This window comes from Streptomyces sp. NPDC046831, assembly GCF_040645305.1.
In the GTDB taxonomy this organism is placed as follows: Bacteria; Actinomycetota; Actinomycetes; order Streptomycetales; family Streptomycetaceae; genus Streptomyces.
Genome location: NZ_JBEYXZ010000002.1, coordinates 200,113 through 226,567 on the forward strand (window position 1 = coordinate 200,113; position 26,455 = coordinate 226,567).

The following is a 26,455-nucleotide window of genomic DNA, read 5'->3' on the forward strand; positions in this document are numbered from 1 at the left end:
GTTGGTACGCAGGAGGGGAGGGAGGCGTTCAATCCCGTTCGCCAACTTCCGCCGGAGCGGGCCGAATCGGCCGGCACCGGTGACCGGGCGGGCCGGGGCGGGAACAATCGCCCATATGACGATGACCACCGCTGAAGCCGACAAGATCCTCGCCGACAACTTCGCCCCGTGGGTGCTCGAACTGGGCCTGAGCACCGAGGCGTTGGGCCCGGACCGGGCGACCCTGCGACTGCCCTGGTCGAACCGGCTGGCCAGGGAGGGCGGGGCGCTGTCGGGGCAGGCGCTGCTGGCCGCCGCCGACACGGCGGCCGTGATCGCCGTCTCGGCCGCCCGGGGCGGCTACGGGCCGATGACGACGGTGCAGCAGTCGACGTCCTTCCAGCGGGCGGTGACCGGGTCGGACGTCCTGGTCGAGGCGGTCCTGACCAAGCTGGGCCGGCGGATGGCGTTCGCCGACATCACCCTGACCGACGAGGTGTCGGGCCGGCTCGCGGCCCGCGCGAGCACCGTCTGCGCCCTCCTGGGCTGAAACCGTCGGCGATCGATCGCACACGGTCCGTGACGGCCACTTACCGGAATCCCGGCTTCAGTGAATCTGCACACCGGCTGCTCAACGAGGCCACGGCGCACGACGGATCTGCACATCCGCGCGCCCCCCCGGCACGCCTTTGGCGAGGAGTGCCGGATTCGCCGCCCCACTCGCGGGCGCCGGCGTGCGCCGACGCGGCGCCGCATGTGAAGAAGTCGCCGGAAAGACGTGCGCACGCCTGCACGGATGGCCGGCCGCCGAGGACCAATTGCCCTGGTGGGGGCGTTGGTTGAGTGGAAGCCGCACACCGCGCCGTGCTTTGATCCATCGCACCGCGGCAGCCGCCGGGCTCCGGAGAAAAACCGGGCCTGCGGCGCTCGCGGACGCGGCCGTCCGTCTGTCCCCAGAGGGGGCCGCTCTCCCCCTTGAGACATCCATACGAAGGGAAGTTCCATCATGAACTCCACCCCCCAGGTTGAGACCGTCGAGATCTCCGACGCCGAGCTCGACAACGTCTCCGGCGGTCTGTCGGTGAACGCTCTCGGCACCGTCACCGGCCTGGTGGACGGCGTCGCCCCGGTGACCGGCCTGGTCGACACGGCCGTCGGCACCGTCGAGGGTGTGACCGGCCTGAACGTCGCCCCGGTCACCAACCTGGTCGCCGGTCTCTGATCGCACCACGTTGCCGCTGAGTCCCGGAGCCGCAGGCCGGCTCCGGGACTCACGGATGCCCTCAGACAGTTCCCCCGCACGTCCGCACAGGTGAGGGAAGTCCCGTGCAGTTCCGCCAACAGGCCCTCGCCAAGCTCCAGTCGCCCGAGGAGCTCGACCTCCCGGTGCGGCTGGCCCGGCCCCAGGGCTGGCTCGTGCTGTCCGTCACGCTGGTCGCCATGGCCGCCGCGTCCGTCTGGGCGGTGACGGGTTCCGTCGCGGCCACCGTCGACGCGCAGGCCATCCTCACGCACGGGCAGGGCAGTTACCTCCTGCAGAGCCCGGTCTCCGGGCAGGTCACCGCGGTGTTCGCCAAGGAGGGCGAGCGGCTGCCCAAGAACGCGCCCGTGCTGAAGGTGCGCACGGGCGACGGCGACACGGTCGTCCGCACCGTCGCCGCGGGCCGTGTCACCGCGCTCGCCGCCACCATCGGGCAGATCGTGCGGACCGGCGCCGACGTGGCCGCCGTCGAGAAGGTCGCCCACGCCTCCGACCCGCTGTACGCGACCGTGTACGTCCCCGCCGAGAACGCCGCCGCCCTTCCCGCCGACGCCCCCGTCGACCTGACCGTCGCCTCCGTGCCGACCCAGCAGTACGGCGTGCTGCGCGGCCATGTGGTGTCGGTGGACCGCTCCGCCCAGTCGGCCCAGCAGATCGCCGGCTTCCTCGGTGACGGCCAGCTCGGCCGGCAGTTCACGAAGGACGGGCGGCCGGTGGCCGTGAAGGTCCGGCTCGACAGGTCCGCCACCACGAAGAGCGGCTACCGGTGGTCCTCCGCGGACGGGCCGCCGTTCCGGCTCGACTCCATGACCCTGGCCGGCGCCTCGATCCGCCTGGCCGACCAGCGCCCCGTCGATTGGCTGCTGCCGTGACCACCGCCCAGGAGACCCGCGGCCGCCGGCGCGCCGCACCGCCCCCACGCCGCCCGGTGCCCACCCGGCGGCGCAAGCCCGTCCGCACGCCCACCGTGCTGCAGATGGAGGCCGTCGAGTGCGGCGCCGCCTCGCTCGCCATGGTGCTCGGCCACTACGGCCGGCACGTCCCGCTGGAGGAGCTGCGCATCGCCTGCGGCGTCTCCCGGGACGGCTCGCGCGCCAGCAACCTGCTGAAGGCGGCCCGCAGTTACGGCCTGACGGCCAAGGGCATGCAGATGGACACCGCGGCCCTGGCCGGCGTGCAGGCGCCCGCGATCCTGTTCTGGGAGTTCAACCACTACGTCGTCTACGACGGCATGGGACGCCGCTTCGGCCGGCGCGGGGTGTACATCAACGACCCCGGCAAGGGCCGCCGTTTCGTGCCCATGGAGGAGTTCGACACCAGCTTCACCGGCGTCGTGCTCGTGCTGGAGCCCGGAGCGGACTTCGAGCGCGGCGGCAGCCGGCCCGGCGTCTTCGGCGCCCTGCCGGCCCGGCTGCGCGGCACCGCGGGCACCCTGCCGGCGGCGGTGCTGGCGAGCCTGCTGCTGGTGGCCGTCGGCGCGGCGGTGCCCGCGCTGAGCCGGACCTTCATCGACATGTTCCTGATCGGCGGCCAGACGTCGCTGCTCGGCGTGCTGTTCACGTCGATGGCCGCGTGTGTGCTGCTCACCGTCGTGCTGACCTGGCTGCAGCAGGCCAACCTCCTGCACGGCCGCATCATCTCCTCCACGCTCTCCAGCGCCCGCTTCCTGCGCCACCTGCTGCGGCTGCCGGTCACGTTCTTCGCCCAGCGCAGCCCGGCCGACCTGGTCCAGCGGCTGCAGTCCAACGACGCGGTGGCCGAGACCCTGGCCCGCGACCTGGCGGCGGCGGGCGTCGACGCGGTCGTGGTCGTGCTGTACGCGGTGCTGCTGTACACCTACGACCCCCAGCTGACGTTCGTAGGCATCGGCGTGGCCCTGCTCAACATCGTGGCGATGCGGGTCGTCGTGCGGCTGCGGGCGACCCGGACGGCGAAGCTGCGCGCGGACACCGCCCGGCTCACCAACACGGCCTACACCGGGCTGCAGCTGATCGAGACGATGAAGGCGACCGGCGGCGAGGACGGATACTTCCGCAAGTGGGCCGGGCAGCACGCCACCACGCTGGACGAACAGCAGCGCCTCGGCGTGCCGAGTGCCTGGCTGGGCGTGGTCGCGCCGACGCTCGCGACCCTCAACAGCGCGCTCATCCTGTGGATCGGCGGCCTGCGGGCCGTCGAGGGCCACATCTCGGTCGGCCTGCTGGTGGCGTTCCAGGCGCTGGTGACCCGGTTCACCGCCCCGCTGACCCGGCTGAACGGCGTCGCGGGCCGCATCCAGGACTTCGCGGCGGACGTGGCCCGGCTCAAGGACGTCGAGTCCTTCCAGGCCGACCCCCTCTACGCCCGCCCCGGCGCCGGGGACTCCACCCGCCGCCTGCGCGGCCACGTCGAGCTGGAGAACGTCACCTTCGGCTACAGCCCCCTGGACAAGCCACTGCTCGCCGGCTTCGACCTGACCGTCGGGCCGGGGCAGCAGGTCGCGCTGGTCGGCGGCTCCGGCAGCGGCAAGTCGACCGTCTCCCGCCTGATCTCCGGCCTGTACACGCCGTGGGAGGGCGCGATCCGCATCGACGGGCAGCGTCTGGAGGACATCCCGCGCGGCGCGCTCGCGGCGTCGGTGTCCTTCGTCGACCAGGAGGTGTTCCTCTTCGAGGGCACCGTCCGCGACAACGTGGCGCTGTGGGACCCGTCGGTGCCGGACGACGCCGTCGTCGAGGCGCTGCGGGACGCGGCCCTGTACGACGTCGTGGTGCGCCGTCCCGGCGGCATCCACAGCAGGGTCGAGCAGGACGGCCGCAACTTCTCCGGCGGGCAGCGCCAGCGCCTGGAGATCGCGCGGGCGCTGGTGCGCCGGCCGAGCGTCCTCGTGCTCGACGAGGTGACGAGCGCGCTGGACGCGGAGACCGAACTGGTCGTCATGGACAACCTGCGCAGGCGGGGCTGCGCCTGCGTGGTGATCGCGCACCGCCTCAGCACCGTGCGCGACAGCGACGAGATCGTCGTGCTCCAGCACGGCACGGTCGTGGAGCGCGGGCGGCACGACGAGCTGGTGGCACGCGGCGGTGCCTACGCCGCGCTGGTCAGGGAGCGATGACAATGACGTCCCCACTCGGCGGAACCGAGGAGCGCGGCGGCGACCTCGTCCTGGGAGCGCTCGGCTCCCTCGGCACGCGGATCGACTGCGCCGGGCTGACCCGGCTCGACCTGGAGGGCCCGCAGGTGCTGTGGCTGGTCGCGGCCGGCGCCGTGGACCTGTTCGCGGTCGACGCCGCGCAGCAGGGCCACTGGCACCACCTGGGCCGCCTCGAGGCGGGGTCGCTGCTGCTCGGCCCGGTGGCCGGCCCCCAGCACACCCTGGTCGCCCGGCCCCTGCGGGACTGCGTGGTGCACCGCGTCGGACTGCGCGAGCTGTACCAGCCGGCGAGCACCCAGACCTGGTCCTACGACGAGTACGGCAACCCCCAGTACGTGCCGCCGACGTCCAGCCCGCTGGAGTACGCCCTCGCCCTCGGCGTCGGCCGCAGCCTGTCCGTCCTCTTCCAGGCGCCGATGGCCGGCGACCGGGCCGCGCCGGCCGCGGGCGGCCCCGCGCGGGCGGACGGGGGCGTCGGGGACGACGACGTCTTCTGGATGCAGGTGCCGCCCGGCAGCGTCCAGTACGGAGCGCTGTACGGCGCCGAGGCGGCGGCCGACCTGCTGATGGACCCGGCCGTCTGGCAGAGCATGGTCGACCAGCAGTACCGGCTGCTGACCGCGCTGGACCGGTGGATCGAGGAGCTGGAGCGCACCCACGAGACCCGTACCGCGGCCGGCATCAAGGCCGGTGAGGCGGTGCGCGCCCAGGCGGACCGGACGCTGCTCGCGTCGATCGGGCGGTCCTCCGGCCGGCGCGCCACGGCCGCCGACGCCGACGCCACCTACGCGGCGTGCCGGCTGGTCGCGCGCGCCGCCGGGATCGCGCTGGCGGCCCCCGCCCAGAACGGCACCGGCGGCGACCGGCTGGACCCGGTGGAGCAGATCGCCCTCGCCTCCCGCGTGCGCACCCGGGGCGTGCGCCTGGAGGGCCGCTGGTGGCGGGAGAACATCGGGCCGCTCGTGGGCCACCGGGCCCTGTCGGGGGCGCCGGTCGCGCTGCTGTGGCAGCGAGGCGGGTATGTCGCGGTGCACCCGGCGACCGGCCGGGAGACACCGGTGGAGAAGGCGAACGCGGAGGAGTTCGAGCCCCGCGCGGTGATGTTCTACCGTCCGCTGCCCGACCGCCGCCTCGGCCCGCTCGGCCTGCTGCGGTTCACCCTGGGCGGCACCGGCGGGGACCTGCTCAGCCTCCTGGCCGGCGGCCTGGTCACGGTGGCCCTCGGCGCGCTGGTGCCCGTCGCCACCGGCCGGGTGCTCGGCCAGTACGTTCCCCAGGCCCGGCAGGGACTCATCACGCAGGTGTGCCTGGCCGTGATGATCAGCGGCGTGGTGGCGGCGGCCTTCATGCTGCTGCAGAACCTGACCATGCTGCGGCTGGAGGGCCGGATCGAGGCGACCCTCCAGCCCGCCGTCTGGGATCGCCTGCTGCGGCTGCCGACGGCGTTCTTCACCCAGCGCTCCACCGGCGAGCTGGCGAGCGCCGCCATGGGCGTCAGCGCGATCCGCAGACTGCTGGCGGGCGTCGGCCCCGTCGTCGCCCAGTCGGTGACCGTGGGCGCGATGAACCTCGCGCTCCTGTTCTGGTACAGCGCCTCCATGGCCATGGCGGCGATCGGGATGCTGGTCGTCATCGCGGCGCTCTTCCTCGGCCTCGGCCTGTGGCAGGTGCGCTGGCAGCGGCGGCTGGTCCGGCTCACCAACAAGCTGAACAACCAGGCCTTCCAGACCCTGCGCGGACTGCCCAAGCTGCGGGTGGCGGCCGCGGAGAACTACGCCTACGCCGCCTGGGCCGCCGAGTTCGCGCGCAGCCGGGAACTGCAGCAGAGGGTGGGCCGGATCAAGAACCTCACCACGGTGATGGGCGCGGTGTACCTGCCGGTGTGCACGCTGGTGATGTTCATGCTGCTGGCCGGCCCGGCGCGGGGCTCGATGTCGGCGGCGGCGTTCCTGACGTTCAACACGTCCGTGACCATGCTGCTGACGGCGGTGACCCAGCTGACCGGCGCCTTCGTCTCGGCGGTGGGCGCGCTGCCGCTGTACGAGGAGATCAAGCCGGTGCTGGAGGCGTCCCCGGAGGTGCGCGCGGCGAGCACGCGCCCGGGCCCGCTGTCCGGCGCGATCGAGGCGCGCCGGCTGTCGTTCCGCTACACCGACGACGGCCCGCTCGTCCTGGACGACGTGTCGTTCGCGGTGCGGCCGGGCGAGTTCGTGGCGATCGTCGGCCCGAGCGGCTGCGGCAAGTCCACGCTGCTGCGACTGCTGATCGGTTTCGACCGGCCGCTGTCCGGGAGCGTGCTCTACGACGGCCAGGACCTCGCGGCCCTCGACCAGTCGGCCGTGCGCCGGCAGTGCGGGGTGGTGCTGCAGCACGCGCAGCCGTTCACCGGCTCGATCCTGGACGTGATCCGCGGGACGGAGCCGTGCACGCCCGAGGAGGCGATGGCGGCGGCGGAGATGGCGGGGCTGGCCGAGGACATCAAGCGGATGCCGATGGGCCTGCACACGATCGTCTCCGGCAGCGGCTCGGTCTCCGGCGGGCAGCGCCAGCGCCTGATGATCGCCCAGGCGCTGGTGCGCAGGCCGCGGATCCTCTTCTTCGACGAGGCGACCAGCGCCCTCGACAACGAGACCCAGCGCACGGTCATCGAGAGCACCCGCAAGCTGAACGCGACGCGTGTCGTCATCGCGCACCGCCTGTCGACGGTGCTGGACGCCGACAGGGTCGTCGTCATGGAGGACGGCAAGGTCACCCAGCAGGGGCCGCCGGCCGAGCTGCTCGCCGACACGGGCGGCCGGCTGCACGAACTGGTTCGCCGGCAACTGGCGTGACCCACGAGCCGCGACGGCACCGGCCGGTCCCCGGGACGGACGGCGGCAAGGTCACTCACCTGGGCCCGCCCCGGCCGAACTGCCGGCCGGCCGTACGCGCCGCCGGGGGCGGGAGACACGTCGTGACCGCGCCAGGCCGGCCCGCGACGGGTTCGGCACCGGCCGGTCCGGCGGGAGCCAGGGGCCGGTACTGCGGCGGCCCGCCCGGCCACCGATCGCGACCGCGCCCACCAGCGGTACCGCGGCGGGCGGCCGGCGCCGGCGGTACCGCGGCGGCTCGGACCACCGCGTGGGCTCCTCCGGCGGCGGCCGTCCCGGCCCGGTGGCTGTCCGAAAGGCGCCTGGACGGGGCACGGTTCGCCCGGACGGGCGGCGTAGGGACGGGCGGGAGGGGGTACCCACGGGCGCATGCGAATCAGCGTGGTGGACGCGGGATCGAACACGGTCCGGCTCGTGGTGGCGGACGTCGAGGGTGGCGCCGATGGGGCCGTGGGAGCCGGTGGGGTGCCACTGCCGGTGCACACCGCCAAGTGGCGCCTGAGACTGTCCGAACTGGCCAGACCCGGGGAGCGCCTGCCCGAGGAGGCGGTGGACCGGCTCGCCGACGCGGTCGGCGAGGCGGCCCGGACCGCGGCCCGGTGGGGCGCGGCCGGGCCGCTGGCCTTCGCCACCGCCGTCGTGCGCAACGCCCCGAACCGTCTGGACGTGCTGCGCACGGTCCGCGAGCGAACCGGCATCGCGCTGTGCACGCTGCCCGGCGAGGTCGAGGCGGAGCTGACGTTCCTCGCGGCGCGGCGCTGGATGGGCTGGCGGTCCGGACCGCTGGCGCTGCTGGACATCGGCGGCGGTTCGTTCGAGGTGGCGTTCGGCCGGGGCCGCCTGCCGGACTTCGTGGCGTCGCTGCCGCTCGGTGCCGGCCGGCTGACCCACGAGTTCCTGGACGGCGGCGACCTCACCTCCCCGGACCAGCTCAGGGCGATGCGGCGCAGGGTCCGGCACGAGCTGCGGGACGTGGCCGCGCGCATCCGCTGGGAGGGGCCGCGCACCGCGGTGGCGGCCTCGCGCACCTTCCAGCAGCTGGGCCGGCTGTGCGGAGCCGCCCCCGGACGCCACGGCCCCTTCGTGGAGCGCCGGCTGCGCCGGTCCGACCTGCGCGGGGCCGTCGGCCGGCTGGCCGCCCTGCCCGCGGCCGAACGCGCGCGGCTGCCCGGGATCTCGGCCCCGCGCGCCGCGCAGAGCCTGGCGGGCGCGGTGGTCGGGCACACGGCGATGAAGCTGACCGGCCTGAAGGAAGTGACCGTCTGCCCCTGGGCGATCCGCGAGGGCATCATGCTCCGGCACATCGAGGACGGCGCGTCCTGGTGGGCGGAGATGTCCCGGCTGAGCGAGGAGACGGCGCACCCCGCGCCGGTGCCGCTGCGCCTGGCCACCACCAGGAGCTGAGCGCGGCGGCGCCGCACCCCACCAGCACACGGACCCACACCGGCATCATCACAGGAGAGGAGACCACCGTGCCCGCCGACAATCAGCACGAAGACCGCCCCGAGACCGCGATCGAGGAGGTCCTGCGCGAGGTCGAGGAGGCCGAGAAGAAGCACGTCGACGACTCCGAGGACCCCCGCCACGCGGGCGAGGACGGGGAGGCCATCACGACGAACACGCGCGCGCAGGAGGAGTCCCAGGGCGAGTGAGGGACGGGGACCGGCCCCGCCGCCCGACCGTCCCGGCCGACCGGACGGTGCGTCCGGGGCGGCGGGTGACCTGGCGCCTTCTGGGTACGAGGGTCCCATGAACCACGATCGCCGAGGACCCGAGCTGCCCCCTGCCCGGGGGCCGATCTCCGCAGCCGTGACGGAGTACCTGCGTGGCGCCGGCGCCCTGCCGCGGCCCGAGGAGGCCGACGGCGCGGACCCGTACGGGGACGACCTCCAGCTCGCTCTCTACCTGTGCTACGAGCTCCACTACCGCGGCTTCGCGGACGTCTCGCCGGAGCGCGAGTGGGACCCGGACCTGCTGCGCGTGCGGGCGGCACTGGAGCGGCGCTTCCTGTCCGCCCTGCGCGCGGACACGCCGGTGCACGACAGCCTCGACGACGCCCTCGCCGCCCTCCTCGTCGAGCCCGTGGACGGCACCGGCGTCAGCCACTTCCTGCGGGACGAGGGCGAGCTGTGGCAGCTGCGCGAGTACGCGGCCCAGCGCTCCCTGTACCACCTCAAGGAGGCCGACCCGCACGCCTGGGTGCTGCCCCGCCTGTGGGGCACGGCGAAGGCGGCGATGGCCGCGGTCGAGTTCGACGAGTGGGGCGGCGGCCGGGCCGACCGCGTCCACGCCCGGCTGTTCGCCGACCTGATGACCGACCTCGGTCTGGACACGGCGTACGGCCGCTACCTGGACGCCGCCTCGCCGGAGGTGCTGGCCACGGTGAACCTCATGTCCCTGTTCGGCCTGCACCGCGAGCTGCGCGGCGCCCTGGTCGGCCACTTCGCCTCCGTCGAGATCACCTCCTCCCCCGGTTCGCGGCGGCTGGCGGAGGCGATGCGCCGCACGGGCGCCGGACCGGCCGCCGAGTTCTTCTATGACGAGCACGTCGAGGCGGACGCGGTGCACGAGCAGGTCGTGCGCCACGAGGTGATCGGCGGCCTGCTGGCCGAGGAGCCGCACCTGGCCGCGGACATCGCCTTCGGCATCGACGCGACCGAGTACCTGGAGGGCCGTCTGGCCGCGCGGCTGCTCGGCGACTGGCGTGCCGGACGCACCTCGCTGCGCCTTCCGTTGCCTGCCGGGACGGCTCATACCTGCTGAGGTCCGGGGTACACGAGCGCCGTGAATGCACTGGTACTCCCGGGCGTGTACGCCCCTCAGGACGACACAGCGTTTCTGGCCGAAGCCCTGGCCGAGGAGCCCCTCGCGCCGGACGCCCGGGTCCTCGACGTGGGCACCGGCAGCGGTGCGCTGGCGCTGGAGGCCGCCCGGCGAGGCGCGCACGTCACGGCGGTGGACGTGTCCCGCCGGGCGGTGTGGACCGCCCGGCTCAACGCGCGCATGGCCCGGCTGCGGATCCACATCCGGCGCGGCAACCTCTTCGGCCCGGTCCGCGACCGGTCGTTCGACATGATCCTGGCCAATCCGCCCTACGTGCCGGCCCCCGAGGCCGGACGCACGCCGCGCGGCAGGTCCCGCGCGTGGGACGCCGGCGGCGACGGGCGCCTCGTACTGGACCGGATCTGCCGGGACGCTCCCCCGCTGCTGCGGCGCGGCGGTGTGCTGCTGATCGTGCACTCGGCGCTGAGCGACCCGGAGCGCACGGTGGCCGATCTGCGCGCGGCGGGCCTGAAGGCCGAGGTGGCGCGCCGCCGTTGGATCGCGTTCGGCCCCGTCATGCGGGCGAGGCAGGGGTGGCTGCGCGAGTGCGGTCTGCTGTCCCCGGCCGACGAGAAGGAAGAGCTGGTGATCATCCGTGCCGAACGACCCCTCTGACGGCTCCCGCCCCGCCGCCGGCGCCGACCGTCCGCAGCCGCCGCGCCGGGTCACGATGCAGCGGCGCGGTCCCATCCTGGTGGAGGGGCCGGTCGAGGTGGAGCTGGAAGACGGCAGCACGGTCACCTCGGACCGCTTCCGGGTCGCCCTGTGCACCTGCCGCCGCAGCCGCCGGTACCCGTGGTGCGACACCAGTCACCGCAAGAGGGCCTGACGGCACGGGAGGTGGTACCAGGGGCCGGCGGGCGGCCCCACTCCGCCCGCCGGCCCCTGTTGCGGGATCGCAGGACCACCGTGCGGGGGCTCGCACTCCCCAGCTGCGGGACCCCTCCATGGTGCACGGCGTTCGTGCGATCCCGGTCTTTTCAGAACGCGAAGACGCTCGTCGCGGCAGCGTTCTTCACGCACTCGTTGGCGAAGGTGCGCTCGTAGGAGACCCGCTTGCCCTGCCAGACGCCGGCGGCCGTGACCACCACGGGGCGGTACTCCTTGGTGCACAGGACGTCGTCCCGGGCCGTCAGGGCGTTGAAGTCACCGCCGGTGCCGCGCAGTTCGGCGCAGGCCAGGGGCGCGGCCGGATGGGTGCCGGAAGCCGACGGGGCGCACGTCAGGGTGACGGCGCGCTCGGGGGTGGCGACGGCCGCGCTGTCGCCGTGGCCCACCGTCAGCACCAGGGCCGAGGGGGCGTAGAGCGAGGCGGTGGCGCCGGACGGTGCGGCGAGCGCGGCCCCGGTGAGGGGTCCGCAGACGGCGGTGGCCGTCAGTCCGAGGGCCGCTGCCCAGCGCGCGGTGTTCCGCATTGTGTGCTTCCTTCCGCTCGATTCGATGAGAGACGCCGGAACCGACGCGATCGGTGCCGGACCGGCGAGCGGGAGTCTGCCGAGTCCGCTGCCGAAACTCACATCGAACCCTCGGGTTTCGGTAACCTTGCGTATTGAATCAGTGGCGAGAAGTCACGGAATTCGAACGTTCCGACCCCGCATCCGTACGGTTGCAGATCACCGGATCCGGCCGGATGGCCTGAATCCCTGCCTTCGTTAATCGTCCGGAAACATTCCGCTTCCGGCGCCGATCCGCCCCTCCCGGCCCCCTGGGCGAGCGTTCCTGTTCATCTCGGGGCCGTCGTCGCCGCCTCTGAGCCCGCGCGCCGTCCCTGAGCCGGATCGCGCGCCGTCCGTGAGCCGGATCGGGCGCCGGCCTTGAGCCGGACTGCGCGCCGGCCCGCTCGGACGGCGCGGCCCCGGGGGCGCGGTGGCGGTCCGGCCCCGGCGGGTCCCCACGCCCGTACCGGCCAGTATGGTCGGGGGCTCACGCGTGATCGGTGACGGAAGGCGGGGCGGACGGATGGCGCAGCACTGGGCGGACTTCCAGTACGAGATCTATCTGCACGGGATGACGGGTGCCGTGCCCCGGCTGCCCACCGATCTGACCCGCCTCGAGGAGCTGACCGAGCAGCGGCTCGGCCCCGGCCCGGTGGGCTACGTGGCGGGCAGCGCGGGCGACGGCAGCACGGCGCGCGCGAACCGGGCGGCCCTTCAGCGGCGCCGGATCGTGCCACGGATGCTGCGGGACGTGGCGGAACGGGACCTGTCCGTGCGCCTGCTCGGCCGCGACCTGCCGGCTCCCCTGGCGCTGGCACCGGTCGGCGTGCTGTCGATCATGCATCCGGACGCCGAGTGCGCGGCCGCGCGCGCGGCCGCCGCGCAGGGCGTGCCGTACGTCCTGTCGTCGGCCTCCAGCACGCCCATGGAGGAGGTCGCGAAGGCGATGGGGGACGCCGAGCGCTGGTTCCAGCTGTACTGGGCCAAGGACCGTGAGGTGACGCGGAGCTTCCTGCGGCGGGCGGAGGCGTCAGGGTTCAGCGTCCTGGTCGTCACGCTGGACACGCCGCTGCTCGCCTGGCGCCCGCGCGACCTGGACCAGGCCTACCTGCCGTTCCTGCACGGGGTGGGCACCGCCAACTACTTCACCGACCCGGCGTTCCGGGCCGGGCTGGCCAAGCCGGTGCACGAGGACCCGAACGCGGCGGTGATGCGCTTCGTCGGCATGTTCGCCGACCCCGGCAAGACCTGGCCGGACCTGGCCTTCCTGCGCGAGCACTGGGACGGCCCGATCGTCCTGAAGGGCGTGCTGCACCCCGACGACGCCCGCCTCGCCGCCGACGCGGGGATGGACGGGGTGGTCGTGTCCAACCACGGCGGCCGCCAGGTGGCCGGCTCGATCGCGGCGGCCGACGCGCTGCCCGGGGTGGTCGAGGCGGTGGGCGACCGGCTGAGCGTCCTGTTCGACAGCGGCGTGCGCACCGGCGACGACGTGTTCAAGGCCCTCGCGCTCGGCGCCCGGGCGGTGCTGCTGGGGCGCCCGTACGTCTACGGGCTGGGCCTCGACGGGCAGGCCGGCGTCGAGCACGTGATCCGCTGCCTGCTCGCGGAGTTCGACCTCACCCTCGCCCTCAGCGGCCACGCCACCCCGGCGACGGTCGGCCCCGCCGACCTCGTCGAGCACCCGGCCTGACCGACCGCGGGGGGCCCGCCCGGACGGGCCCCCGCGGTGGCGGCGCCCACGGGGCTCTTGCCCCGCCCTGCCGCGGCCTCCCCGAATCGGCCCGGCACGCACGCCCAGGGCCCGCCTGCCCGTCCGCTGCGCGGAAACGCCGCCGGCGCCGCGCAGCCTGCCGCCTTCCCACAGGGAACGGCTCCCGGGCGCCGAGGCCGCGAGGCCGTCCGGCCCTTCACGGCTCTGTCCCGGAGCCCGCTCAGCATCCCACTGGACTTGCCTCCCGGCCGGGCGCCCCTGCGGAGCGAAGGGGGCACGGACCCCCGCCCCGGGGTCCGAACGCCCGCCGGGCCGCCCGTCCGTACCCTCGCCGCGACCCCCAGGGGAGGAAGAGCGCGGCACTCCCCGGCTCTCCCCCACCGGCGCTCCCCGGCTCTCCCCCACCGGCGCTCCCCGGCTCTCCCCACTGGCGCTCCGAGGCCCCTCGGGCTCTCCCCACCGGGCAGCTCCCGGACGGAGGACGCGGGGCCGGCCGGTCGCGCCCGGACGATCCGAACGGCGGTCGAAGCCGCCGGGCCCGGACCTCAGGCGCACGCCGCGAAGGCGGGGGAGAACGCCGGACCGGGCGGCGGAGCGGTCGCGGGCCGGGAGGCGGGCGCGGCCGCTCAGACGGTCCGCTCGCGCCTCCCCACGCGCCGTCACGGCCGGCGTGGTACGCCCGCTCAGGTCGCCGAGAGCGGCCGGGCACATCGCTCCGACAGGTCCACCCGGCGGGCGCGCAGCGCGTACGTGCCAGCGCCCGAGAGCGCTTCCGCAGCGACCGGGAACGGGTCGATCACCCACCGGTCGGCGGAGCCGTCGCGGGCCCGGGGCGGGCGCGGCCGCTCAGACGGTCCGCTCAGGCGGTCCGCTCAGGCCTTCCCGCGCGCCGTCACGGCCGGCGTGGGACGCCCGCTCAGGTCGCCCAGGGCGGCCGGGCACTTCGCTCCGACAGGTCGACCCGGCGGGCGCGCAGCGCGTACGTGCCGGCGCACGAAAACGCTTCCGCAGCGACCGGGAACGGGTCGATCACCCACCGCTCGGCGGCGGAGCGGTCGCGGGCCGGGGGGCGGGCGCGGCCGCTCAGGCGGTTCGCTCACGCCTCCCCGCGCGCCGTCACGGCCGGCGTGGTACGCCCGCTCAGGTCGCCCAGGGCGGCCGGGCACTTCGCTCCGACAGGTCCACCCGGCGGGCGCGCAGCGCGTACGTGCCGGCGCACGAGAGCGCTTCCGCAGCGACCGGGAACGGGTCGATCACCCACCGGTCGGCGGCGGAGCGGTCGCGGGCCGGGGGGCGGGCGCGGCCCCTCAGGCGGTTCGCTCCGGCAGGTCGACCGGACGGGCGCGCGGGGCGGGCGTGCCGGCGCTCGAGAGCGCTTCCGGAGCGGCCGGGACCGGGTCGGTCACCCACCGCTGGGCGGCGGAGCCGTCGCGGGCCGTGACGACGACGTCGGCGTCCGGGCCAGGTGCGGTGGAGGCGAGGGCGAGTCCCTGGTACCGGCGCGAGAGCACCTCCCCTCGCGTCGTCAGGTCGTAGCGCACGTCACGGCTCCGCGGCGCCTCCGCGTCCGCGCAACCGCCGAGGACGACCACCCCGGCGTCCGCGTACGCGTCCAGGCACAGTCCGGGGTCGGCCGCGCTGCGCAGCAGCCCGTCCTTCTCCAGCCACCACCGCTGGGTCCAGGCGGAGGAGCACACCGCGAGCGTGGCGGCCGCGCCCGGCCGCGGCTCGCCGCGGACGCCGAGGCACAGGCCGGCGCCGACGTTGCGCAGCCGGGCCGGCTCCGCGGCCGTGGGCGTGCCGACCGCGCCGGGCGGCACGGTCCGCCCGGTGGGCGGGGCCGGGAGCTCTCCGCCGGGTGCCGTGCCTGCCGCGCCGGTGACACCGGCCGGCGCGGCGGGGGCGGTGCCGCCGGGCGGCCACCCGCCGACCCCGAGTACGGTCGCGAGGAGCCCCGCCGAGACGAGCCCGAAGCCCGCGCTCAGGGTCCAGGGCGTCCGGAGCCCACCGGGAATCCGGCGGCCGGGCGACGGCGCCGGCGACAGCAGCCGGCGGCGGCCACCGCCGGAGCGCCGCCCGCCGCCGTGCCGGGCGGCACTCTCTCCCGTCGGCCCCGGCTGCGTACGCCCCGGCCGTGAGTCGAGGTAGCGGCGGGCGCCCCAGCCGAGCACGGCCTCGGCGAGCAGGGCGTCCATGTCCCGCTCGATCCGGCCGAGTTCTTCCGCCGCCTCGCGGCAGTAGCGGCAGTCGGCCAGGTGCCGCCGCACGTCCGGCAGCAGGGTGCCGCCGCGGCGGATCGGTACGTCGAGCAGGCGGTTGTGAAAGCGGCAGTCGTCGCTGGGGGCGAACTCGCGGTGGGCCCGGACGCAGCCCTCGTGGAAGCTCTCCCGCGCCTGCCGGCACAGGGCCGAGGCGGTCTCGACGTCCACGCCCAGCAGCCCGGCCGGGACGGTGACGGGCTCGGCCTCGACCTGGGTGTGCCACAGCAGGCAGCGGGCGTCCGCGGGCAGGAGCTCGAAGGCCCGCCGGGCGAGCCGTCCGTGCTCCGGGGCCGGCGGGACGGGGGCCCGCAGGCCCCGTCCCCCGGTGGGTCCGCGCCACTGAGGAAGCACGCCGGACATCCGGTCCTCGGCGGCCCAGTGCCGGACGGTGTCGCGCACGGCCACCAGCAGCCGGGGGCGCAGGGCCGTTCCTTCCTCGCCCAGGGTCAGGCGGTCGAGGACCTGGTGGACGGCCGCCGTGGTGACCATCCCGGCGATCGGCGCCGCGGAGGCGAGGCAGATGGCCGCGTAGTCGTGGGCCGGCTGCCAGTGGCGGGCGATCAGCAGGGCGACGGAGTGGGCGGCCTCGCCGTCCGTACTGCCTCTGAGGCGGGCGGCGAGGGAGTCGTCGGACTCCACGGGCACGCCGGCGGGCGGGGGGTGGTGGGGACGAGGGGCGTGGGGGGTGGGCACGGAGCGGATTCCTTCGGTGCGTACCTGGTCGTCGTGCGTGAGGGCGCGGCGCATCCGGCCACCGGACGTCCGGCGAAACCGGCAGGGGTCACCAACTCGCCCTGGACACAAGGCCGTTACTCACCGCGCACAGTGGTTCACCCTGACACACCCCGGCCAGGGGCAACAAGGCGACCGAAGCACATCGGCCGTCTTCGGCCCGGCCCCCGGACGCGGCGCGCCCGATGTGGCTCGCACGCCCTTTCGACAGAAGCGCGCCCCGTGCGCGGCGTGCGCACGGGCCGGCCCCCCGCACACCCTTCCGGCGCACGGCCCGGGGTGGTCGGCTGGGGTCGGCCCCCGGTTCGGGCCCCGCGCAGGACGGCGGTCCTCCCGCGCGTGACGGCCGCCGGCCCCGTCCCCCGCCCGGGACCGGCGGCCCGGGGCCCGTTCACGCCGGGAAGGGTGATCGTTCCGCGACCGGCGGGCGGTGTGCTCGGCAGCCGCCCGGCTCACCGGCGTCCGCGGAGGCCGGTGAGCCGTCGTCAGGTCAGATCTGCCAGCCGCGCAGGCGGTCGGCGGCGCCGTAGACGTCCGTCTTGCCGTCCATCAGATCGCGCGCGAGGTCGACGAGGGCCCCGTAGGGCGGGTCGATCCCGACCCCGCTGACGAACATGTACGCCACGGCCGTGGCACAGGCGAAGCGGGCGTTGGCGGAGGGCAGCGGCCTGAGCACCGCGAGGGTGTGCAGCAGTGCGGCGGCCCGCCACGCCGGGTCGGAGTCGGCGCCGAGGCGCGGCGGGTCGACACGGTGGCGGGCGACGGCGGCCACCAGTGCCGAGAAGTCGTTGATGGTGGGCTGGTCCGGCAGCACTTCCTCGTGGCGCTGGAGCAACCAGGGCACATCGATGTGGATGACGGGGGTCATCGTTCAGGCGGCCCGCCCCTCGCCCTTCGTGGGTGCTTCGTCCTCGGGGAACGCGGCCGCGAACTCGTCGGCGTGGGCCGAGAAGAACCGGCGGAAGGCCTCGGCGCCCTCCTGCAGGGCACGGTGCCGGGCTATGTCGGCCGCTGCCGCCTCGCGCACGAGCGCCTTCATCGACGTTCCGCGCTCCTTGGCGATCTGCCGCAGGTCCTCTAGCTCGCGGTCACTGAACTCCACGTTGAGAGCTGGCATGTCCTCACGGTACCGCCCGGGTGTTTTCCCGTAAATCCGGCCAGGTCACCCCGGCGGCCCACGGGTACCGCCGGGCAGCCCGGACACCACCCGGGAGCCGTCCGCGACGGCCGGACACCCCGCCCGCCGGCCGGCCGGTGACCGGGCGCCGGACCCCGGGCCACGGCCCGCCGGGCGACCGGGCCGGGCCGAACCGGCCTCGAACCCCGCACCACGGCCGGCCGGAGCGGGTTGAGCCGGCGTCACACCCCGGTCACCGCACCCCGCGGCCGGCTGCCCCGGCACGCGGTCCGCCCCGGCGGGCCCGTCAGAGCGCGGCCCATCGCACGCCGAGCCAGGCCCTCAGCCGCTCGGCACTCTCGGCCAGGGCAACCTTCGGCGGGACGGGATCCTCCGCGGCGATGTCGGCCCACAGGCGCGCCACCGCCACCGCGAAGGCGTGCAGGGTCTCCGGCTCGGCCGCCCGCCAGGACGCCACCCGCTGGACCCAGCTGACCGCGACGGCGGCGCTGTGCCCGGCCGCCGTCAGGCGCAGCGCCAGCAGGAACGGGTCGATCCAGGCGGCGCCCCGCGTGGGCCGTGCCCAGTCGACGATCCGGGCCCGTCCCGCGCCGATCAGCACGTCGGCCGGCGCCCAGTCCGCCTGCAGCAGCGTGTCGCCGTCGAAGGCGCCGCCCTCGCCGTCGTCGGCGTACTTGCCCCACCGCTCCGGCGCCGTGTCCACCTCGACGCCGCAGGGCGCGCCGACCCGCTGGAGTTCCTTCAGCGCGGCCAGCACCAGGACCACGTCGTCCGGGCGGGTGTAGTCGGCGGGGCGCCCCTCGACGGCCTCGTGACCGAGGAGCACCCAGCCGCCGGCCTCGACGTGCCACAGCAGGCGCGGGCAGGTGTCCGGCAGGTGCGGGTTCAGCGCGATCTCGCGGCGCCGCTCGACGACGTGCGGATGGTCGGCGGGGACACCCTCGACGTAGACCCGCCCCGCGCCGGTGTCCAGCAGGGCGGCCACGCCCGTGTCGGCGCCGCCTCCGGCCGCTCGGGCGGCCCGAACGGTACCGGCCCGGCTCGTGACGGCCCGGCGGGCGGCGTCGGGCAGGTCGTCGAAAGACACGCGCGGCAGGGACACGGGGTGCGGTTTCCTCATTTCGTGACGGCAGGGGCGGCACCGCCCCGGTCAGCGTACGGCCGGGGCGGCGCGCGCGGCAGGGATACCGCCCGGTAGGCACCGTTGCGACCGCAAGGTGACCGAAATCGGACGGGTGCCGTGCGCACTCCTGCCTGGTCTCCCGCCGCGGCGCGGGCCTGCCCTCAGCCGGCCGGCACCTCCAGCCTGCTGATCCGCACCGCGCCCCGCGCCTCACCGGGGTGACGGCTCGTCAGGGTGAGCCGCACCCGGGAGCCGCGCACGGCGTCGAAGGTGACGACGGTGGGCTCGTCGGAGCCGCCGGCCCAGACGGTGCGCGCGCCCCGCACGGGCGCGTACGCACGCCCGTTCCAGACGGCGACCTCCACCGCGGCGGGCAGGCTGTGGGTGGTGTCGACGGTGAAGGAGACCTCCACCCGGTCCATCGTCCGGGGCCGGCCCCAGTCGAGGGAGACCCAGTCCTCGGGGCGGGCGCCGTCGAAGGCGGGCAGCAGCGCGGTGGCCGCCTTGCGGAAGCCGTTGGACCAGCCGGTGGCCGGATCGCCGTCGAGCATGGCGGCGGGCAGGGTGTCGGGCCGGCCCGAGTAACTGGCGTCCGCGTGCGGGTGCTCGACGGGTGCCGGGTGGTCCGGAGCGAAGCGGGCCGCCGGGGTGGTCGCGGGCGACCGGGCGGGTGTGGTCTGCAACGTCGCGGTGCCCGTGCGCAGGCCGGCCACCCGTGCGGTGACCCGCAGCGTGCCCGGCTTCGCGCCGGAGCGCACGATGGCGAGCGCCTTGCCGTGGAAGGCGGTGCGGGTCGCGGCCTGGTAGCGCTCGGCGCTCTCCTGGCGGCCGTTGTCGACGCCGGCCAGGGAGCCTCCCGACACGTCGAAGGAGATCAGGTGCTCGGCGTCGGGCACGACCACTCCGTGCGCGTCGACGACCTCCGCGGTCAGGAAGGCCAGCGAGCGGCCGTCGGCCGCGAGGGACGTGCGGTCCGGTGTGAGGCGCACGGCGTGCGGCTGCCCCGCGGTGCGCAGGACGTCGGTGGCCACGACCCTGCCGCCGCGGCGGGCCACCGCCTTCAGCTCGCCCGGGGCGAAGGGCACCTTCCACGTCAGGTGCAGTGCGCCCGCGCTGCCGTTGGGGCTCGTGTAACTGCCCGGGTAGGGCCCGTCGGTGAAGGTCTTGTCGTCGCCGGTGGCCCCGGTGGTCTCCAGGTAGGTGCGGCCGTCGGTGGTCCTCTTCGTGTCGAAACGGCGCGTGCCCAGGGACCTGCCGTCGAGGAACAGCTCGACGGACTCCACGTTGGAGTACGCCCAGACCTCCACCGTGTCGCCGGGCTCGTGGTTCCACGTCATGGGCAGCAGGTGGACCATGGGCTCGGCCGTCCACTGGCTCCGGAACAGGTGGTACATGTCCTTGGGGAAGCCGGCGGTGTCGACGGCGCCGAAGAAGGACGCCTTCACCGGGAAGACGTCGTACGGCGTGGGCTCCCCGATGTAGTCGACGCCCGACCACAGGAACTGCCCCGCGAACCACGGGCGGTCGCGGTCCTTCTTCAGGCCGTACTCCCCGCTCATCGTCCAGGAGGCGAGGTTGTTGTCGTACGAGGAGGTGGCGCGCCGGCCCGGCGTGTGGTTCTCGCCCGTGTTGAGGTGTTCCGGTTCCTGGTAGGCGCCGCGCGCGGAGGTCTCCGACGAGGACTCCGACTCGAAGAGGAAGAGGTGCGGGTAGGCGGCGTGCAGCGCGTCCACCGACTTGGCGCTGTTGTAGTTGAGTCCGAGACCGTCCAGCTTCGCCAGCATCAGGTCGGCCGGCGAGCCCTTCTGCGGCAGGCTGCGGTACTTGTCCGAGCCGATGACGAGCGGTCGGGTGTCGTCCGCCGCCCTGATGGCGGCGATGACGCGGTCGGCCATGGCGAGGCCGGCGGCGGAGGTGGAGTCGGGGATCTCGTTGCCGATGGACCACAGCACGACGGCGGGCGAGTTGCGGGCGGCGAGCACCATCTCCGTGGCGTCCTTCTCGCACCACTCGTCGAAGAACCGGCCGTAGTCGTAGCGGTTCTTGCCGGTGCGCCAGCAGTCGAAGGCCTCCACCATCATCACGATGCCGAGCTCCTCGCAGACCTCGATCATCTGCGGGGAGGGCGGGTTGTGCGAGGTGCGGAAGGCGTTGACGCCCATCGACTTCATCAGGGTCATCTGCCGGCGCACGGCGTCGATGCTGACGGCGGCGCCGAGCGCGCCCTGGTCGTGGTGCAGGTCGACGCCCTTGATCTTGGTGCGGACGCCGTTGAGGTGGAATCCCTCGTCGGGGTCGAAACCGAAGGTGCGGATGCCGAAGCGGGTGGTGTACGTGTCGACGGTGCGGCCGGCCACGCGCAGTTCGGTGGTGAGCGTGTAGCGGTGCGGGGCGGCGAAGTCCCACCTGAGGGGACCGGTGACGGCCAGTTCGTGCGTCTCCTCCCGCCGGCCGTCGACGGTGACCGTGGACGTCGTCCGGGCCACCGTCCGGCCGTCGGGGCCGGCGACCGCCGACCTGATCTCGACCTCGGCGGCGGCCCCCGACTCGTTCAGCACCGCGGTCCGCACCCGCACCCGGGCCCGCTCGGCGGTGACCTCGGGCGTGGTCACCCGGGTGCCCCAGCGCTCCACGTGCACCGGCTCGGTGATCACCAGGCGGGCCTCGCGGTAGATGCCGCTGCCGGAGTACCAGCGGCTGCTGGGGAGCTGGTTCTGCACCTTGACCGCGAGGACGTTCTCGGTGGTGCCGTCGGTGTGCACCAGGTCGGTGAGGTCGAAGGCGAAGCCGGTGTAGCCGTAGGGGTGGCGGCCGGCCTCGGTGCCGTTGCAGTAGACGTGGGAGTCCATGTAGACGCCGTCGAACTCGACCGAGATCCGCTTGCCCGCGCTGGCGGGCGGCAGGGTGAAGGCGAGGCGGTACCAGCCGAGGCCGCCCGGCAGGAAGCCGGTGCCGCTGGTGGTGCCGTGCTCGGTGGTGGGGGTCTGCTCGATGCTCCAGTCGTGCGGGACCGCCACCCGGCGCCAGGCCGAGTCGTCGTGGCCCGGCTCGGCGGCGTCGGCGTAGACGCCGGCGGGGTCGGCGAGGCCGCCGGGATCGACCAGCGCGAAGCGCCAGCCGTCGCGCAGCGGGACGGTGCGGCGGCCGGGCACGCGGGCGGCCTCCGCCGCGCCGGCGATTCCGGCGGCCGGGCCGCTCAGCAGTGCGCCGGCCGCGGGGGCGGCCGTACCTGCGATCAATACCGATCTACGCGTGACCGACACGACGACTCTCCCTCACCACAACCCAGAACCACTCACAACTGATCGCGAACGAACAGATTCTGACGGTGTGAGGCACCCGATCGTCAAGAGCCGGTGGCTGGTGTCGGAGACCTCGCAGATCAGGTGGGACTCGTCGTGGATCAGCCGCAGCCGGATGGGCGGGGTGCCGTAACGGATCGCGTTGGTGACCAATTCGCTCACCACCCCACCGGTGCGCCACCTCGCATTCGGCGTAGTGCGTGGCCGCGGCGCGCGGACGGCGCGGCCGGCCCGGCCCGGGGTCCAACGGCTCCTGCGGCGTGCGGGACGCCGGCCCCGGTACGGGACGGTCCGCCGACGCCGGCCGGGGAGGCCGCGGCGTCGTTGCGGTGGCCGCCGGTCGGCCCGCGGTGGCCCGCCGCGTCCCCGGCCGGGCGCCCCTTCGCCCGGCCCCCGCGGACGCGTCGCCTGCCGTTCCCGGCGGGCCGCGGAGGCGACGCGCGGCAGTGGTGTGTCCACGGCACCGCACCTGCGGCGCGTCAAGACGTGGGACGAGGGCGGCCGCGGTCTGCTGCCGGTCGCGCAGCTCACCCGGCGACGGGGCAGCCTGCACAGGCACGAGGGCAAGAGGGTCTGGGCGGAGCTGGGCCTGCTCGACGAGGAGTGAGCCGGGCACGGCGGCATCCTCGTGGCACCGCCGCCGCGGTGGCCCGGTGCCGGCCGCATACTCCGCACGGTCCGGGTCACCAGAGCAGTACGTGACGTCACGCCGACCGCGTGCGGTGCATCCCGGGAGTGGTGAACATGGCACACACGTCCTCGTCCTTACGGTCCCCGCGCCCGTCCCGGGCGGTCCTGCTCGCGGGCGCGGCCGCCGTACTGGGTCTGACCGCCGGCTGCGACGGCGGCGACACGGCGGGCACGTCCGGCGGCACCCCGCCGGACACGGCCGCGTCGGCGACAGCGCGTCCGGCGAGCAGCGCGGCGCCCACCGGAACCGCCGCGCAGAGCGGCTCCGGCGCGCCGGGCACCACGGGCGCGGGCTCCGCCACGGCCGCCGCGAGCAGCCGCGCCGCCGCCGGCACGCGCTGCCACACCTCCGAGCTGAGGGCGTCGGTGGGCCGGGAGGACGCGGGCGCCGGTCAGGAGAACTTCCCGCTCGTCCTCACCAACGCCTCCGGCCGCACCTGCACCGTGCGCGGATTCCCCGGCGCGGCCTTCGTGGACGGCTCGGGCAAGCAGCTCGGGCCGGATCCCCGGCGCTCCGCGGGCACGCCCACGACCGTCACCCTGAAGCCGGGCGGCAGCGCCTGGGCGGGCCTGACGTTCGCCAACCCCGAGGTCAGCGGGGCGAGGACGGCGACACCCGCCGCACTGCTGCTGACCCCGCCGGACGAGCGGGACCCTCTCACCGTGACATGGACGGCCGGCGAGGTACCCGTGAGCGGCAACGCGTCCTCCGTACGCCTCACGGTGCTCCAGCCGGGCACCGGCACCTGAGGCGGTGGCCGGCGGCGCGCCTGCCGCCCCGGTTTGCTTGCATGGCCGGGCACCCCCTGATGTGTCCCGGAGGACCGAGTCCTGAACACCCCGCTCGCCGAGGCCCTGTCCGCCGTCCTGCTCGTCGCGGTCCTCGCCTGGGCCGTCGCCCGCCCGTTCGGCTGGCCGGAGGCCGTCATGGCGGTCCCGGCGGCCGGGATCGCCGTCGCCACCGGCGCGATCTCCCTCGACCACGCCCGGGCGGAGGCGGAACGGCTGGGACCTGTCGTCGCTTTCCTGGCCGCCGTACTGGTCCTCGCCCACTTCTGCGACGTCGAAGGGCTCTCCCAGGCGTGCGGGGCGTGGATGGCGCGCTGGTCGCGGAGCCGGCCGGCGCGGCTGCTGACCGCGGTGTTCGCGCTGGCGTCCGCGATCACGGCCGTCCTCGGCCTGGACGCCACCGTCGTGCTGCTGACCCCGGTCGTCTTCGCCACCGCCGCCCGGACGGGCGTGCGGCCCAGACCGCACGTGTACGCCTGCACCCATCTGTCGAACACGGCGTCGCTGCTGCTGCCGGTCTCCAACCTCACCAACCTGCTGGCGTTCGCGGCGAGCGGGCTGAGCTTCACCCGTTTCGCGGGGCTGATGGCGCTGCCCTGGCTGGTCGCGATCGGCGCCGAGTACCTGGTGTTCCGCCGCTTCTTCGCCCGGGACCTGGCGGCCGCGGCGCCCGCCTCCCCCGCCGCCGGACCGCCGGAGACACCCGTGTTCGCCCTGGTCACGGTCGCCGGCACGCTGACGGGCTTCGTGGTGGCGTCCACGCTCGGCATCGAACCGGCCTGGGCGGCGCTGGCCGGTGCCCTCGTGCTGGCCGGGCGGGCGCTGGTGCGGCGGCGGGCCACCCCGCTGACGGTGGTGCGGGCAGCGGCTCCGTCGTTCCTCGCGTTCGTTTTCGCCCTCGGCATCGTGGTCCGCGCGGTGGTCGACAACGGGCTCGCCGGCGCGCTCGGCCACCTCGTGCCCGGCGGCACGGGACTGCCCGCGCTGCTCGGCGTGGCCGCGCTCGCCGCCGTCCTGGCGAACCTGATCAACAACCTGCCCGCGGTGCTGGTGCTGCTGCCGCTGACCGCCCCGGCCGGCCCCGGGGCCCTGCTGGCGGTGCTGCTCGGGGTCAACATCGGGCCCAACCTGACGTACGCCGGGTCGCTGGCGACGCTGCTGTGGCGGCGCATCGTGCACCAGCACGAACACGGCGTGGATCTCAGGGAGTTCACCCGGCTCGGGTTGCTCGCCGTGCCGTCCGCCCTCGTCCCGGCCGTGGTGGCACTGTGGGTGTCGCTGAAGGTGCTGTGACACCGAGGGAGGCCGACCGGATGCGTGTGATCGCCTGGCTCGTCGAGGGGACCTGGCCCGCCTGCGTGGACGCGGTGCGCACACACGCGCCCCACGCGCGCGAGGTGGTCCTGCTGCACGTCAGCGGCGCCGAGGTGCCCGGCGTGGCGCACGGCGCGTTCGCCGGGCTGCTGGGCCGCGGCCGTCCCGAGCGCGATCCGGGAGACCGCCTCGCGGCCCTCGGGGACACCTCGGCCGCCGAACTGCTCGACGCGGCCGCCGCACGGCTGGGACGGCCGTGCGAGCGGCTGGAGCGGACCGGGCGGGTCGAGCGGGCGGTGGTGGCGGCCGCCGAGGGCGCCGACCTGCTGGTGGTCGCCCGCGACGGCGACCGGGCCCGGCTCGGCCCGCACAGCCTCGGGCCCGCGGCGCGGTTCGCCGTCGACCACGCGCCCTGCCCGGTGCTGCTCGTGTGGCCGGAGCGGGCCCCCGGCCTGTCGACCCTGCCCCCGCCTCCGCCCCTGCCGAGCCCCTGAGGCCGCGGGGTCGGCCGAGGCAGCCGGGGCTGTTGCCGAAGGGGTCTCTGCGCCGGGTCGTTCTCGTCGGGCGAACGGCGGCCGCGGGGCTCCCCGGCGCGTGCCCGGGGAGTCGCCCGGCCGAGACCGCGGGAGCGTCCCTGCGACGGGTTACGCACCGGGCGTACTGGGGTTTTCGGGCGGTGCGGCGAGTGGGGGCGCCCTCTCCTCGGGGGCCGGGTCGGCGTGCCGGGCGCCGCCCGGCGGGCTCGCTTCCGGACGGGCCTCCTAACGGCCGCCGTAGCCGTCCCCGTAGCCGGAGCCGCGACCGGGCCAGCCGTCCCGGCGGTGCTGTCCGCCGTCCTGGCAGGGGTAGCCGTAGGGCGAGCAGGCATCGGGCGGGTACGACTCCGTGGGCGTCGGCCGCGGGGACGGTGAGGTGGGTGCGGACGGTGTCGTCCTCGGGGTCGCCGGCGGGGGTGCGGCCGGGGTGGGCGGGGCTGTCGGAAGGGCGCCGTTCCCGCCCCAGTCGACCCGTTCCAGCCGCAGGCCGGGCTGGGAGCGGTCGATCGCCCAGCGCTGGGTGGCGGTGTTCGCGCGGGTCTTGAGGACGAGCGAGCCCGCGCCGTCGGTGGCCGCGGGGGTGAGCGCGAGGTCCTGGTCGAAGCGCGGCACGAAGGCGCCCTGCGCGGTGAGGTCGTAGCGGACGTCCCGGCCGCCCGGCTCGGACACGTGCGGGCACGAGGACAGCCGGACGGAGTAGCCGAGGTGGGAGTCCAGGCACAGGGCGGGGTCGGCGCCGTTGCGCAGCAGCCCGTCGGTCTCGTACGCCCACTGCTGGCTCGGCTCCTGCGAGCAGGTCGTCAGCTCGGTCTCCGCGCCGAGGGCGGCCTTTCCGCCTACGACGCCGACGCACAGCCGGGACGCCGCGTTCCGCAGGCGTCCGCGCAGGGTGTCCTGGGCCGGCGAGCCGGACCCGGCCCGGGACGGCCCGGGGGCCGGGGCGCCGGCCGTGGAGCCGGGCGTCTCGGACGCCTGCCCGTCGGCGTCGGTGGTGGTGCCGTCGCCCGGACCGAGGGCGTACCACAGGACGAGGGGCAGGACGACCAGCCCGCTGACGACCGCCACGGCCACGGCGATGTTGCGGCGGCGCGCGGCGCGGCGGGCCCGGTGCGCCGACCTCCGGGAGGCGGTACGGGCGCCGGTCCCGGCGGGCGCGGGGCGTCCGCGCCCGCCGCGGGCGGGAACGGGCGCGGACCGGTCGGCCGGCTCACGGCGGCCGGGCCGGTCGGCCGGCGGCTGCGGGAAGGACTCCCCCGTGCCGGCGGGACGGGCCGGCGAGGACGCGAAGGGTTCGCCACCCACCGGCGGCACGCCCGGCGGGGTCCCGAAGGCTTCGCCACCCACCGGCGGCACG

The 26,455-nt window shown here is 75.4% G+C and carries 22 protein-coding genes; 15 read left to right on the forward strand and 7 right to left on the reverse strand.

The window, feature by feature from the left end; all coding sequences use genetic code 11:
- Positions 1 to 115 precede the first annotated feature (115 nt).
- The 10 genes from ABZ920_RS02830 to ABZ920_RS02875 all read left to right on the forward strand — a co-directional run bounded on the left by ABZ920_RS02830 (position 116) and on the right by ABZ920_RS02875 (position 10,895).
- Positions 116 to 529, forward strand: coding sequence for a PaaI family thioesterase (locus ABZ920_RS02830; RefSeq protein ID WP_361498079.1), 414 nt, complete (start codon positions 116 to 118; stop codon positions 527 to 529).
- Positions 530 to 985: 456 nt separating this feature from the next.
- Complete coding sequence (locus tag ABZ920_RS02835; protein WP_361498081.1) at positions 986 to 1,201, forward strand: type A2 lantipeptide; 216 nt, start codon at positions 986 to 988, stop codon at positions 1,199 to 1,201.
- A 104-nt stretch (positions 1,202 to 1,305) separates the two neighbouring features.
- A complete protein-coding gene (locus ABZ920_RS02840; RefSeq protein ID WP_361498083.1) occupies positions 1,306 to 2,112 on the forward strand; it encodes an HlyD family efflux transporter periplasmic adaptor subunit in 807 nt (268 codons plus the stop codon).
- Positions 2,109 to 4,334, forward strand: coding sequence for an NHLP family bacteriocin export ABC transporter peptidase/permease/ATPase subunit (locus ABZ920_RS02845; protein ID WP_361498085.1), 2,226 nt, complete (start codon positions 2,109 to 2,111; stop codon positions 4,332 to 4,334). Before ABZ920_RS02840 ends, ABZ920_RS02845 begins: the two co-directional genes overlap by 4 nt.
- 2 nt (positions 4,335 to 4,336) lie before the next feature.
- Positions 4,337 to 7,204 carry an NHLP bacteriocin export ABC transporter permease/ATPase subunit gene (locus ABZ920_RS02850; protein ID WP_361498087.1) on the forward strand — a complete coding sequence of 956 codons (2,868 nt, stop codon included), beginning with the start codon at positions 4,337 to 4,339 and terminating at the stop codon, positions 7,202 to 7,204.
- Positions 7,205 to 7,612: 408 nt separating this feature from the next.
- Positions 7,613 to 8,647, forward strand: coding sequence for a Ppx/GppA family phosphatase (locus ABZ920_RS02855; protein ID WP_361498089.1), 1,035 nt, complete (start codon positions 7,613 to 7,615; stop codon positions 8,645 to 8,647).
- A gap of 68 nt (positions 8,648 to 8,715) precedes the next feature.
- A complete protein-coding gene (locus ABZ920_RS02860; protein ID WP_361498091.1) occupies positions 8,716 to 8,895 on the forward strand; it encodes a hypothetical protein in 180 nt (59 codons plus the stop codon).
- 97 nt (positions 8,896 to 8,992) lie between these two features.
- Positions 8,993 to 10,006 (forward strand): iron-containing redox enzyme family protein, encoded by a 1,014-nt coding sequence (locus ABZ920_RS02865; protein ID WP_361498093.1) that lies wholly within the window; start codon positions 8,993 to 8,995, stop codon positions 10,004 to 10,006.
- Between the two features lie 21 nt (positions 10,007 to 10,027).
- Positions 10,028 to 10,681, forward strand: a complete 654-nt coding sequence (locus tag ABZ920_RS02870; RefSeq protein ID WP_361498095.1) for a HemK2/MTQ2 family protein methyltransferase — start codon at positions 10,028 to 10,030, stop codon at positions 10,679 to 10,681.
- Positions 10,682 to 10,736: 55 nt separating this feature from the next.
- Positions 10,737 to 10,895, forward strand: a complete 159-nt coding sequence (locus ABZ920_RS02875) for a CDGSH iron-sulfur domain-containing protein (RefSeq protein WP_361498364.1) — start codon at positions 10,737 to 10,739, stop codon at positions 10,893 to 10,895.
- Positions 10,896 to 11,046: 151 nt separating this feature from the next.
- On the opposite strand, the gene ABZ920_RS02880 is transcribed toward ABZ920_RS02875, so the two are convergent.
- Complete coding sequence (locus ABZ920_RS02880) at positions 11,047 to 11,481, reverse strand: protease inhibitor (protein ID WP_361498097.1); 435 nt, start codon at positions 11,479 to 11,481, stop codon at positions 11,047 to 11,049.
- A gap of 544 nt (positions 11,482 to 12,025) precedes the next feature.
- On the opposite strand from ABZ920_RS02880, the gene ABZ920_RS02885 reads away from it, so the two are divergent.
- On the forward strand, positions 12,026 to 13,195 hold the full coding sequence (locus ABZ920_RS02885; protein WP_361498098.1) for a lactate 2-monooxygenase: 1,170 nt from the start codon (positions 12,026 to 12,028) through the stop codon (positions 13,193 to 13,195).
- A gap of 1,328 nt (positions 13,196 to 14,523) precedes the next feature.
- On the opposite strand, the gene ABZ920_RS02890 is transcribed toward ABZ920_RS02885, so the two are convergent.
- The 5 genes from ABZ920_RS02890 to ABZ920_RS02910 form a co-directional block, all read right to left on the reverse strand.
- Positions 14,524 to 16,170 carry an RICIN domain-containing protein gene (locus ABZ920_RS02890; protein ID WP_361498100.1) on the reverse strand — a complete coding sequence of 549 codons (1,647 nt, stop codon included), beginning with the start codon at positions 16,168 to 16,170 and terminating at the stop codon, positions 14,524 to 14,526.
- 529 nt (positions 16,171 to 16,699) lie between these two features.
- Positions 16,700 to 17,077 carry a toxin Doc gene (locus ABZ920_RS02895; RefSeq protein WP_361498102.1) on the reverse strand — a complete coding sequence of 126 codons (378 nt, stop codon included), beginning with the start codon at positions 17,075 to 17,077 and terminating at the stop codon, positions 16,700 to 16,702.
- 3 nt (positions 17,078 to 17,080) lie between these two features.
- Positions 17,081 to 17,326, reverse strand: coding sequence for a hypothetical protein (locus ABZ920_RS02900; protein ID WP_361498104.1), 246 nt, complete (start codon positions 17,324 to 17,326; stop codon positions 17,081 to 17,083).
- 307 nt (positions 17,327 to 17,633) lie between these two features.
- Entirely contained in the window at positions 17,634 to 18,434 is an 801-nt protein-coding gene (locus ABZ920_RS02905) for an aminoglycoside phosphotransferase (RefSeq protein ID WP_361498106.1), read from the reverse strand.
- Between the two features lie 197 nt (positions 18,435 to 18,631).
- The gene (locus ABZ920_RS02910) at positions 18,632 to 21,733 is read right to left on the reverse strand and encodes a glycoside hydrolase family 2 TIM barrel-domain containing protein (protein WP_361498108.1); all 3,102 of its coding nucleotides are present in this window, start codon (positions 21,731 to 21,733) and stop codon (positions 18,632 to 18,634) included.
- Between the two features lie 490 nt (positions 21,734 to 22,223).
- Here ABZ920_RS02910 and ABZ920_RS02915 point away from each other — a divergent pair, with 490 nt between their 5' ends.
- The 4 genes from ABZ920_RS02915 to ABZ920_RS02930 all read left to right on the forward strand — a co-directional run bounded on the left by ABZ920_RS02915 (position 22,224) and on the right by ABZ920_RS02930 (position 25,059).
- Positions 22,224 to 22,379, forward strand: a complete 156-nt coding sequence (locus tag ABZ920_RS02915; RefSeq protein WP_361498379.1) for a hypothetical protein — start codon at positions 22,224 to 22,226, stop codon at positions 22,377 to 22,379.
- Positions 22,380 to 22,516: 137 nt separating this feature from the next.
- Positions 22,517 to 23,212 (forward strand): DUF4232 domain-containing protein, encoded by a 696-nt coding sequence (locus ABZ920_RS02920; RefSeq protein WP_361498110.1) that lies wholly within the window; start codon positions 22,517 to 22,519, stop codon positions 23,210 to 23,212.
- Positions 23,213 to 23,293: 81 nt separating this feature from the next.
- On the forward strand, positions 23,294 to 24,544 hold the full coding sequence (locus ABZ920_RS02925; protein WP_361498366.1) for an SLC13 family permease: 1,251 nt from the start codon (positions 23,294 to 23,296) through the stop codon (positions 24,542 to 24,544).
- Between the two features lie 20 nt (positions 24,545 to 24,564).
- Entirely contained in the window at positions 24,565 to 25,059 is a 495-nt protein-coding gene (locus tag ABZ920_RS02930) for a universal stress protein (protein ID WP_361498112.1), read from the forward strand.
- 267 nt (positions 25,060 to 25,326) lie between these two features.
- Here the strand turns inward: ABZ920_RS02930 and ABZ920_RS02935 are convergent.
- The coding region (locus ABZ920_RS02935) for a ricin-type beta-trefoil lectin domain protein (protein WP_361498113.1) at positions 25,327 to 26,455 on the reverse strand (1,129 nt) is incomplete at its 5' end.